Annotated in this window: 2 protein-coding genes and 2 pseudogenes; 2 read left to right on the top strand and 2 right to left on the bottom strand. The window is 69.9% G+C overall.

Features of this window, described 5'->3' with window-relative positions; translation table 11 throughout:
* Together JOY90_RS24210 and JOY90_RS24205 are read right to left on the bottom strand one after the other, a co-directional pair.
* A pseudogene (locus JOY90_RS24210) lies at positions 1-156 on the bottom strand (branched-chain amino acid ABC transporter substrate-binding protein); the annotation flags it as partial.
* A gap of 118 nt (positions 157-274) precedes the next feature.
* Positions 275-1201, bottom strand: a complete 927-nt coding sequence (locus JOY90_RS24205) for a class I SAM-dependent methyltransferase (RefSeq protein ID WP_291693635.1) — start codon at positions 1199-1201, stop codon at positions 275-277.
* 53 nt (positions 1202-1254) lie between these two features.
* Here JOY90_RS24205 and JOY90_RS24200 point away from each other — a divergent pair, with 53 nt between their 5' ends.
* Both JOY90_RS24200 and JOY90_RS24195 read left to right on the top strand, forming a co-directional pair.
* Positions 1255-2289, top strand: coding sequence for a ligase-associated DNA damage response exonuclease (locus JOY90_RS24200; RefSeq protein WP_291693634.1), 1035 nt, complete (start codon positions 1255-1257; stop codon positions 2287-2289).
* A pseudogene (locus JOY90_RS24195) lies at positions 2286-3244 on the top strand (ATP-dependent DNA ligase); the annotation flags it as partial. The gene JOY90_RS24200 and the pseudogene JOY90_RS24195, both read left to right, overlap by 4 nt.

Genomic DNA, 3244 nt, shown 5'->3' with positions numbered 1-3244 from the left:
ATGCGGCACGGTCTGGCCGAGCTTGATCTCGGTGTCGCTCGCACCCGGATCGTACTTCTTGTCCGCGGCCCAGACGAACGGCGCGGGGAGCGCAGATGCGGCAGCGGACGCAATCACGGTGGCGCCGAACTGGCGCCGCGACGGGCGAAGTTTCATGGCTGGTCTCCCTGGACTTTGGCGCACATTGTGTGGGCATCCGCCAGCGCCCGGCAAGTGTGAAGTTGCGGCCTGCGGCGCAGCGTCCCGACCCCGGCGGGAACGGTAGCGCCTAGACTCAAGTTCTGGTCGCGACTGCGACCAGCCCGCGCACCGGCTCGTTGTTCTCGATGCGCGGCGAGGCCGCTTCCAGGCTCGCCAGCGCAAGCTCCGCTCTCGCGACGGCGTCACGGAGATAGCTCGCCGCGTGCGCATAGCGCAGGCCCTCGCCGAGGATCACGCCGCGGCCGTCGTGGGTTTCGACGGTGAAGGCGAGCACGCCTCCCGGCGCGAGCACGCGCCGTGCCTCGGCCAGCACCGGCGCGAGATCGTCGACATAGACCATGGCGTCGGCGGCGAGCACGAGATCGGCTGAGGTCTCCGGCCGCTCGCGCAGGCCCTGCACCATGTCGGCCGTGACGAGCTCGGCATAGAGGCCGGTCGCCCGCGCCTTCTCGATCATCCCGGGCGACAGGTCGATGCCGGTGAAATGATCGACCTCCTTGGCGAAAGCGCGCGCGCCGAGCCCGGTGCCGCAGCCGAGATCGACGGCGCGCCTGAAGAAGGCGGGTCTCCTGGCCGTGACGCGCGCGGCGACCACCGCCTTGAACAGGAGCTGCGGCGCGCGGTAATCGAGATCGCCGAGCAGCACCGCCTCGAAGCGCGGCGCATACTGGTCGAACAGCGTCCGCACATAGCCGGGCGGCATCGCCGACAATTCCTCTGCACCGAGCCGCATCAGCCAGACCGTGGCGCCATGACGATCCTCTGGATCGGCGGCACGCGCTTCAAGAAACGCCGCGACCGCCGCGTCGCGTTGGCCGAGCTGATGACGGATCTCTGCGAGCGTGAACCAGGCCGAGGCGAAATTCGGCGCGAGCTCGGCGGCCTGCTCGAGCAGGTCGGCGGCGGCGACGAGATCGCCCGCCAATTGCAGGTCGCGCGCGAACTCGAAGCGGCGGTCGGCGATCAGGTCACCGGAGGACAGGAACAGGCGTGCGGGCATGGTTTCGGGGGAACCGGTTGGAAGGACGCGGCCGCCGAACCTATATGACGGCGATGCGACCGCAAGAGATACTGATGCCGCAGCCTGCCGGCCTCTATTGCAGCCCGGGCGACTTCTACATCGATCCCGTGCGCCCGGTTAAGCGGGCGGTGATCACGCACGGCCATTCCGACCATGCGCGCAGCGGCCATGGCGCGGTGCTGGCGACCCAGGAGACGCTCGACATCATGGGGCTGCGCTATGGCGAGAGCTTCGCCGGCAGCACCCAGGCCGCACGCTATGGCGAGAAAATCGGCTTCGGCGACGTCAGCCTCACCTTCCATCCGGCCGGCCATGTGCTCGGCTCGGCGCAGATTGCGGTGTCCTGCAAGGAGACCTGCATCGTCGCCTCCGGCGACTACAAGGATGCGCGCGACCCGACCTGCGCGCCGTTCGAGCTCGTGCCGTGCGACGTCTTCATCACCGAGGCAACCTTCGGCCTGCCGGTATTCCGGCATGGCGACGCCGCGGCCGAGATCCGGAAGCTGCTCGCTTCCGTGGCGCTGTTTCCGGAGCGCGCGCATCTGGTCGGCGCCTACTCGCTCGGCAAGGCGCAGCGCGTCATCGCGCTGATCCGCCAGGCCGGTTACGACGCACCGATCTATCTGCATGGCGCGATGGAGAAGATCACGCGCTACTATGAAACCAGAGGCATTCCGCTCGGCGAGCTCAGGCCCGCACGCGGCATGAAGAAGGCCGATCTCGCCGGCACCATCACGCTGGCGCCGCCGAGCGCCGTCTCCGACATCTGGACGCGACGCTTTCCCGATCCGGTCACCGCCTTCGCCTCGGGCTGGATGCGGGTGCGCGCGCGGGCCCGCCAGCGCGGCGTCGAGCTGCCGCTGGTGATCTCCGACCACGCCGATTGGGACGGGCTGACCGCGACCATTGCCGCGACCGGCGCCGGCGAGGTCTGGGTCACCCACGGCCAGGAGGACGCGCTGGTGCACTGGTGCGGCACCAGGGGCCTTGCCGCGCGGCCGCTCGATCTGGTCGGCTATGGCGACGAGGAGGAGAGCGAGACGCCGGCGGAGGGCGAGGAGGCATGAACCGCTTCGCCGAATTGCTCGACCGTCTCGCCTATGAGCCCGGCCGCAACAACAAGCTGCGGCTGATCACCGCCTATTTCCGCGAGGTCGGGGATCCCGACCGCGGCTATGCGCTGGCGGCGCTGACCGGCGCGCTGTCGTTCAAGCACGCCAAGCCAAGTCTGATCCGCGATTTGATCGTCGAGCGCACCGACCCGACGCTGTTCGCGCTGTCGTATGATTATGTCGGCGACCTCTCGGAGACGGTCGCGCTGATGTGGAGGGCGTTCCCCTCCCCCCGCGAGAGCGGCTGGGAGGGGCTAGGGGTGGGGGGCGCTTCCGGATATCGCTCGACCGGCTCACCTAGCGGAACCGCCCCCCACCCCGGTTCGGGCCTGCAGCCCGACTCGGCCCTCCCCACCGCAAGCGGGGGGAGGGAGCCGCCCGGCATCGGCCACAACAATCCGCCCCCCGACGAGGAAGGCGAGCCGGTTGCGCCGGAGGGGCCGTTCCCGCATGTCCCCTCGCTGTCGGAGGTGGTGCACGGGCTCGCGACGGTCGGAAAGTCGGAGCTGCCGCGGCTTCTCGCCACCTGGCTCGACGGGCTCGACGAGACCGGCCGCTGGGCGCTGCTCAAGCTGATCACGAGCGAGCTGCGCATCGGCGTATCGGCCCGCCTCGCCAAGACGGCGCTCGCGAGCCTCAGCGAGGGCCAGGACCCGCCTGTCGAGCCTGACGACATCGAGCATGTCTGGCACGGGCTCGAGCCGCCCTACCGGGAGCTGTTCGCCTGGGTCGAGGGCCGTGGGCCGCGGCCGGAGGGCGACAATCCGGCCCCGTTCCGCCCGCCCATGCTGGCCCACCCGCTGGAGCATGAGGATTTTGCCAAGCTCGATCCGGCCGCCTTCTCGGCCGAGTGGAAGTGGGACGGCATCCGGCTTCAGGCGGCAGCCGGGCGGGACGGCTCGGGGCGGCT

This window comes from Bradyrhizobium sp., from assembly GCF_019242285.1.
Classification (GTDB): domain Bacteria; phylum Pseudomonadota; class Alphaproteobacteria; order Rhizobiales; family Xanthobacteraceae; genus Bradyrhizobium.
Note: the sequence above shows the minus strand (reverse complement) of the source record. Positions and strands in the feature narration are given on the sequence as shown.

Excerpts from the sequence above, each read along its gene's own strand:
- JOY90_RS24205 (WP_291693635.1), bottom strand. The coding sequence starts at position 1,201 with ATGCCCGCACGCCTGTTCCTGTCCTCCGGTGACCTGATCGCCGACCGC.
- JOY90_RS24200 (WP_291693634.1), top strand. The coding sequence starts at position 1,255 with ATGCGACCGCAAGAGATACTGATGCCGCAGCCTGCCGGCCTCTATTGC.